Source organism: Aeromonas sp. R9-2 (assembly GCF_040908025.1).
Classification (GTDB): domain Bacteria; phylum Pseudomonadota; class Gammaproteobacteria; order Enterobacterales; family Aeromonadaceae; genus Aeromonas; species Aeromonas veronii.
Genome location: NZ_JBFOCX010000034.1, coordinates 309326 through 316136, shown reverse-complemented (window position 1 = coordinate 316136; position 6811 = coordinate 309326). Strand labels below are relative to the sequence as shown.

General features: G+C 60.8%; 6 protein-coding genes. 5 read left to right on the top strand and 1 reads right to left on the bottom strand.

The window, feature by feature from the left end:
* Window positions 1–2: 2 nt before the first annotated feature.
* Entirely contained in the window at window positions 3–1349 is a 1347-nt protein-coding gene (locus AB5Y71_RS19805) for an IS110 family transposase (RefSeq protein ID WP_368171845.1), read from the bottom strand.
* 318 nt (window positions 1350–1667) lie between these two features.
* Here AB5Y71_RS19805 and glyA point away from each other — a divergent pair, with 318 nt between their 5' ends.
* From glyA to ribBA, 5 genes are all read left to right on the top strand, one after another.
* The gene (gene glyA / locus AB5Y71_RS19800; RefSeq protein ID WP_005338884.1) at window positions 1668–2921 is read left to right on the top strand and encodes a serine hydroxymethyltransferase; all 1254 of its coding nucleotides are present in this window, start codon (window positions 1668–1670) and stop codon (window positions 2919–2921) included.
* Window positions 2922–3071: 150 nt separating this feature from the next.
* Window positions 3072–3521: a transcriptional regulator NrdR gene (gene nrdR, locus AB5Y71_RS19795; protein WP_005338880.1), complete on the top strand. Its 450-nt coding sequence runs from the start codon at window positions 3072–3074 to the stop codon at window positions 3519–3521.
* Window positions 3522–3618: 97 nt separating this feature from the next.
* Entirely contained in the window at window positions 3619–4728 is a 1110-nt protein-coding gene (gene ribD / locus AB5Y71_RS19790; protein WP_368172265.1) for a bifunctional diaminohydroxyphosphoribosylaminopyrimidine deaminase/5-amino-6-(5-phosphoribosylamino)uracil reductase RibD, read from the top strand.
* 55 nt (window positions 4729–4783) lie between these two features.
* Window positions 4784–5437, top strand: a complete 654-nt coding sequence (locus AB5Y71_RS19785) for a riboflavin synthase (protein WP_005349507.1) — start codon at window positions 4784–4786, stop codon at window positions 5435–5437.
* Window positions 5438–5586: 149 nt separating this feature from the next.
* Window positions 5587–6696, top strand: coding sequence for a bifunctional 3,4-dihydroxy-2-butanone-4-phosphate synthase/GTP cyclohydrolase II (gene ribBA, locus AB5Y71_RS19780; protein WP_005358461.1), 1110 nt, complete (start codon window positions 5587–5589; stop codon window positions 6694–6696).
* Window positions 6697–6811: the final 115 nt, after the last annotated feature.

Below are 6811 nucleotides of genomic sequence, written 5' to 3'. Positions count from 1 at the left end.
TCCTAAGAAACACCCTCGATTGCCTGTAGGGTAAAACCAAATTCGGCGGCCCGACGGTGCAATCCCTTGACCACCCGATCGCGGTACTGCTGCTCGTAGTGATCGGCGCCAGGATCCTGATATTCCATACCAAAACGCATGGCGTTATAGAACAAGACCGCAATCTTGCGGGCCGTGGCGGTGACCGCCTTCGCTTTGCTGATGCGCGCTGACAACCGTCGGTAGAATGCCCCCAGCGCTGTATTTGTTCTGCCGATGGTCACCGCTGCCAGTCGTAGGTGGGCGGTGACTCGATTCTTGGTCTTGCGAGTATGAGCTGACAGTACCTTGCCACCACTGATCCGGCAGCCCGGAGCCAGTGTCAGCCATGAGGTGAAGTGTTGGGCCGTTCGCCAGCGACTCAGATCCGTTCCACACTCGGCCACCAGACGCAGTGCCAGGTAAGGGCCAATGCCATGGATCTGGGTCAGATCGATACCGACCAGTTGATAGAGCAAGGTGCGGACATCAAAGTTGAGTGCGTTCGGCTGCCGGGTACGGTGGCGAGGCTTGGGTAGCGCTTCGCTGGGACGGGGCTTACCACGAGAGAGTTGTTGCAAGCTTTGGGCAATCTGCTCATCACAGAGAGAAATCTGGGCCTGGTAGGCGTCATACATGGCCAGTGCCTGACTCAAGGCAAACACATGCTCGGGCTGGTAATTGCCAACCAGCGCACGTTGGATGGTTTCGACGCTCGACTGACAGCGCAAGTCGCGCATGGCGGCGAGCATCGTGGCATTTCGCTCTCCTGCGACAATGGCACGGATGATCCGCATACCGGTGGCGCCGGTGATGTCACTCACCACATGCTGCAATTGCAGGTTCATGTGAGTTAGCGCCTTCTGCATGTGCTGGATATGGGCCGCAGCGTAATCGAGGTGACGTTCACGTAGCCGCAGATAACTGCGCAGCGCGGCGATCTCCCGCTCAGGATGGAAGCTGGCGCGCAGTAGACCGCAAGCATGCAGGCGCTGGATCCATTGCGCATCGTTGACGTCAGTTTTGCGCCCAGGTACGGCCCGGGCATCCCGGGCGTTAGCCAAGATGACCTGTAAGCCATGGGTCTCCAGGATCTCGTACACGGGTATCCAATACACACCCGTTGATTCCATTGCCACGGTAGTGATCCCAAGCTCGACCAACCAAGCAGCCATACGCTCCAGGTCTGCCGTGAAAGCCTGAAAGGTTTGCACTGGTTCTTCGGCGAGCGCGGTGGGCACCGCAACCACATGGAACCGTGAACCGATATCAATGCCCGCGGCGCGGGCATGGATGATCGGCAAACCGTGTTCTGTGTTGTGCTTTTTCATGAATACCCCTCCATCACAAATAGTGCCGGACGGGGACTCGGATTCGATCACATTCCTAAACGGGGTCACCAAGGTGCCACCACTCACGGGTCCGCAGCTTCCCCTGGGTCAGGTTTTTTGACGGGGACTAAGCCTCCAAAAAGCAAACGACCACTGTCCGGTGAGATCAGTGTAGTGGACGTGTTTCTAATTCCATGGGCCACGGAGTGCCGGGGAGGCGGTTTTTTAGGTGGTTGGACTGTCTCTTTGATCCAGCTCACGTTACAATGCCCGCGCCCACTTCACCTAACGCGCAAACGATTTTCAGGAGAGAAACGGATGTTGAAACGTGACATGACCATCGCCAATTATGATCCGCAATTGTGGCAGGCCATCACAGACGAAACCCGTCGTCAGGAAGAGCATATCGAGCTGATTGCGTCTGAGAACTACACCAGCCCCCGTGTCATGGAAGCCCAGGGCTCCCAGCTGACCAACAAGTACGCCGAAGGTTACCCCTCCAAGCGTTACTACGGTGGTTGCGAGTATGTGGATGTGGTCGAAACCCTGGCCATCGAGCGCGCCAAAGAGCTGTTCGGTGCCACCTACGCCAACGTGCAGCCGCACTCCGGCTCTCAGGCCAATAGCGCCGTTTACATGGCTCTGCTGCAGCCGGGCGACACCGTACTGGGCATGAACCTGGCCCACGGCGGTCACCTGACCCACGGCTCTCCGGTCAACTTCTCCGGCAAGCTTTACAACATCGTGCCTTACGGTATCGATGAGTCCGGCAAGATCGACTACGACGACATGGAACGTCAGGCTGTCGAGCACAAGCCGAAGATGATGATCGGTGGCTTCTCCGCCTACTCCGGCATCGTTGACTGGGCCCGCATGCGCGAAATCGCCGACAAGGTCGGTGCCTACCTGTTCGTCGACATGGCCCACGTGGCTGGCCTGATTGCCGCTGGTGTCTACCCGAACCCGGTTCCCCACGCTCACGTGGTCACCTCCACCACCCACAAGACCCTGGCCGGTCCGCGCGGTGGTCTGATCCTCTCCGCCGCTGACGACGAGGAGCTCTACAAGAAGCTCAACTCCGCCGTCTTCCCGGGTGGTCAGGGTGGCCCGCTGATGCACGTCATCGCCGGTAAAGCCGTTGCCTTCAAAGAGGCGCTGGAGCCGGAGTTCAAGACCTATCAGGCTCAGGTCGTGAAAAACGCCAAGGCGATGGCTGCCACCTTTATCGAGCGCGGTTACAAGATCGTCTCCGGCGGTACCGACAACCATCTGATGCTGGTTGACCTGATCGGCCGCGAGCTGACCGGTAAGGATGCTGACGCTGCGCTGGGCAAAGCCAACATCACCGTCAACAAGAACTCAGTGCCCAACGACCCGCGCTCCCCGTTCGTCACCTCCGGTGTGCGGATCGGTACCCCGGCCATCACCCGCCGCGGTTTCAAGGAGGCCGAGTCCATCGAGCTGACCCACTGGATCTGCGACGTACTGGACAACCACGACAACGATGCCGTGCTGGCCACAGTGCGCGAGAAGGTGCTGGATATCTGCCGCCGCTTCCCGGTTTATGGCTGATAAGTCAGACCATCCGGTTTGAGACCAATGCCACCTGCGGGTGGCATTGTTTTTTCTGGCTTTTACCGGTTTTGGATGGCCGTGCTACACTGGCCGACCTAGATCCTGGCCCGCCGGGCCGGTCCCTGTTCCATTAACGCCGGAGGTCCGATGCATTGCCCATTCTGTAGTGCGGTTGATACCAAGGTGATCGATTCCCGTCTGGTGGCAGAAGGCCATCAGGTGCGCCGCCGTCGTGAGTGTCTGCTCTGTCACGAGCGTTTTACCACCTTCGAGATGGCCGAGCTGGTGATGCCCCGCGTCATCAAGTCCAACGGTTCCCGCGAGCCGTTCAATGAAGACAAGCTGCGCGCCGGCATCCTGCGGGCGCTGGAGAAGCGGCCGGTGAGCATGGAAGCCATCGAAAAGGCGGTCAACCATATCAAATCCCGCCTGCGTGCCACCGGCGAGCGCGAAGTCGCCTCCGAGCTGGTGGGCAATCTGGTGATGGATGAGCTCAAGAGTCTGGACAAGGTGGCCTATATCCGCTTTGCCTCCGTCTATCGCAGCTTCGAAGATATTCGCGAGTTCGGCGAAGAGATCGCCAAGCTGGAGAAGTAAACCGCCATTCTCACCCATGTTGCCGCGTCCGATCACGCTGTGCTAATCGAACCTACGATACTGCGTAAAGCCGAGATGTGTTGTCAAAGGAGCCCGAATGTTTAGTCAAGATGATTACCAATGGATGAGTCGGGCCCTCGAACTGGCTCGTCGCGGCCGCTACACCACGGCCCCCAATCCCTGCGTCGGCGCCGTGCTGGTCAAAGATGGCGTGGTGGTTGGCGAAGGGTGGCATCAGAAGGCGGGCGAGCCTCATGCCGAGGTTTACGCCCTGCGCGCCGCCGGTGACAACGCCCGTGGTGCTACCGCCTATGTAACCCTCGAACCCTGCTCCCATCATGGTCGTACTCCCCCCTGCGCCGAGGCGCTGATCAATGCTGGCGTAGCGCGGGTGGTGGCGGCCATGGTCGATCCTAATCCCCAGGTGGGTGGGCGTGGCCTGCGGATGCTCTCCGAAGCGGGGATCAAGACAGATTTCGGCCTGCTGGCGAGCGAAGCCGAAGCGCTCAACCCGGGCTTTTTCAAGCGGATGCGTACCGCCTTCCCGCGGGTGACCGTCAAGCTGGGGGTCAGCCTCGATGGCCGTACCGCCATGGCGAGCGGCGAGAGCCAGTGGATCACCTCCCCGGATGCGCGCCGTGACGTGCAGCGGCTGCGGGCCCGCCACGATGCGGTGCTCTCCAGCGCCGAAACCGTGCTGGCCGATGGCGCTTCCCTGACCGTGCGCTGGGACGAGCTGCCCCCCTCGGTCAAGGCAAGTTATCCCAAAGAGACCCTGCGCCAGCCGCTGCGAGTCATCGTCGATTCGCAAAACCGCCTCACTCCCGACTTGCCGCTGTTCCAGAGCGAGAGCCCGGTGCTGCTGGCCCGTCACCAGGCGTCCGGCGAGTGGCCCGAGTGGGTGCAGCAGCTGGAGCTGCCGCTGCTGGATGGCAAGCTGGATCTGGTCAGCCTCTTCATGCTGTTGGCCAAGCAGAACGTCAACTCGGTACTGGTCGAGTCGGGGCCGCGGCTGTGCGGCGCTCTGCTGGAAAAAGGGCTGGTGGATGAGCTGGTGCTCTATCAGGCACCCAAACTGATAGGTGACGAAGGGCGCGGCCTGTTCCATCTGCCGGGTCTGACCCGGCTGTTCCAGGCCCCCAAGCTCGCCATCAAGGATGTGCGCATGGTGGGGCCGGATATTCGCATTACCGCCAAAATAGCCTGATTTATCAATGTTCAAGGGGGCATAATCAGCCCCCGTCATCAGCAAGGTGATTTGCATGTTTACCGGAATTATCGAAGCGGTGGGAACCCTGGCCGAGCTGCGCCGTCAGGGCGATGACATGGCCCTCACCGTCCACGCACCAGGTCTGGATTTTAGCGACGTCAAACTGGGCGACTCCATCGCCACCAACGGCGTCTGCCTCACCGTGGTGGCGCTGGGCGACAAGAGTTATACCGCCGACGTGTCGCTGGAAACCCTCTCCCGTACCGGTTTTGCCGCCGCCAGGGTGGGCGATCGGGTCAACCTCGAGAAGGCGCTGATGCCCACCTCCCGCCTCGGCGGCCATCTGGTCTCCGGCCATGTGGACGGGGTAGGGGAAGTGAAAAGCGTCTCCAGCAGCGGCCGCGCCATCGAATACTGGATCAAGGCGCCGGGCGAGCTCTCCCGCTATATCGCCGAGAAGGGCTCCATTGCGGTGGATGGCATCAGCCTCACCGTCAACGCGGTGCAGGGGGACCTTTTCCGCCTGACTATCGTGCCCCACACCGCGCAGGAGACCACCATCGCCAGCTGGAAGCCGGGCCACAAGGTCAACCTCGAGGTGGATCAGATCGCCCGCTATCTGGAGCGGCTGATGATGGGGAAAAGTCAGGAGAGTAGCGCCTCGACCCTGACCATGGAGACGCTGGCCAAGGCCGGTTTTCTCTGACAGTGTGCGCTGAATCTGGCCACCAAAACGATTTTCTGTGATCCCGCTCTGATTGAAATGGAGCCGCGAGCCCCAATCTAGAGCAACATACACTCGCATTTGCGTTGAGCCTGCGGGCTCAACCCCCAAGCACACTGATGGAGTAGCCCATGGCGCTGAGCACAACCCAGGAAATCATTGCCGATATCAAGGCTGGCAAGATGGTGATCCTGATGGATGACGAAGACAGGGAGAACGAAGGGGACCTCATCATGGCCGCTTCCTGCGTCCGTCCGGAGGATATCAACTTCATGGCCCGCTACGGTCGTGGCCTCATCTGCCTGACCCTGACCCGGGATCGCTGCAAGCAATTGGCGCTGCCGCTGATGGTGGATCGCAACAATGCCCAGTTCTCCACCGCCTTTACCGTCTCCATCGAGGCGGCGGAAGGGGTGACCACAGGTATCTCAGCCGCCGATCGCGCGGTGACCGTGCAGGCGGCTGTGGCGCCCAATGCCAAGGCGGCCGATCTGGTGCAGCCGGGCCACATCTTCCCGCTGATGGCACAGGATGGCGGCGTGCTGACCCGCGCCGGTCACACCGAAGCGGGTTGCGATCTGGCCCGTCTGGCTGGTTTCGAGCCTGCGGCCGTCATCGTCGAGATCCTCAACGAAGATGGCACCATGGCGCGCCGTCCGGATCTGGAGGTGTTCGCCGAGGAGCACGGCATCAAGCTTGGCACCATCGCCGACCTTATCGAGTACCGCAACCAGCACGAGACCACGGTCGAGAAGGTGGCCGAGTGCAAGTTGCCCACCGAATTTGGCGAGTTCGACCTCATCACCTTCCGCGACACCATCGACAATCAGGTTCACTTCGCCCTGAAAAAGGGTGAGGTGCAGGCCGACCAGCCGACCCTGGTGCGGGTGCACCTGCATGATGTGCTGAGCGATCTGCTGCTGACCGACCGCCACGCCGCCCGAAGCTGGCCGCTGCCCAAATCCATGGCTCGCATCGCTGACGAGGGTGGCGTGCTGGTGATTTTGGGGGCGGAATCCCATGGCGCCGAGCTGCTGGCTAGGGTCAAGGGTTTTGAAGCCGCCGACAAGGGGCTAGCACCGGAAGGAGCCAAGTGGCAGGGCACCTCGCGCCGGGTTGGTGTGGGTTCCCAGATCCTCAAGGCCCTTGGCGTGAGCAAGATGCGCCTGTTGAGCTCGCCGAAGAAATACCATGCCCTCGGCGGTTTCGGTCTGGAAGTGGTTGAGTACGTCGGCGAGTAACGTACTACCAGAGAAGTACCATCCCCTTCCGGGCGGTTTCGGTCTGGAAGTCGTGGAATTTACCGGCGAGCAAGTGCGCCGGACTGGTTAATTCGCGATCATGGCCGTCTATTGC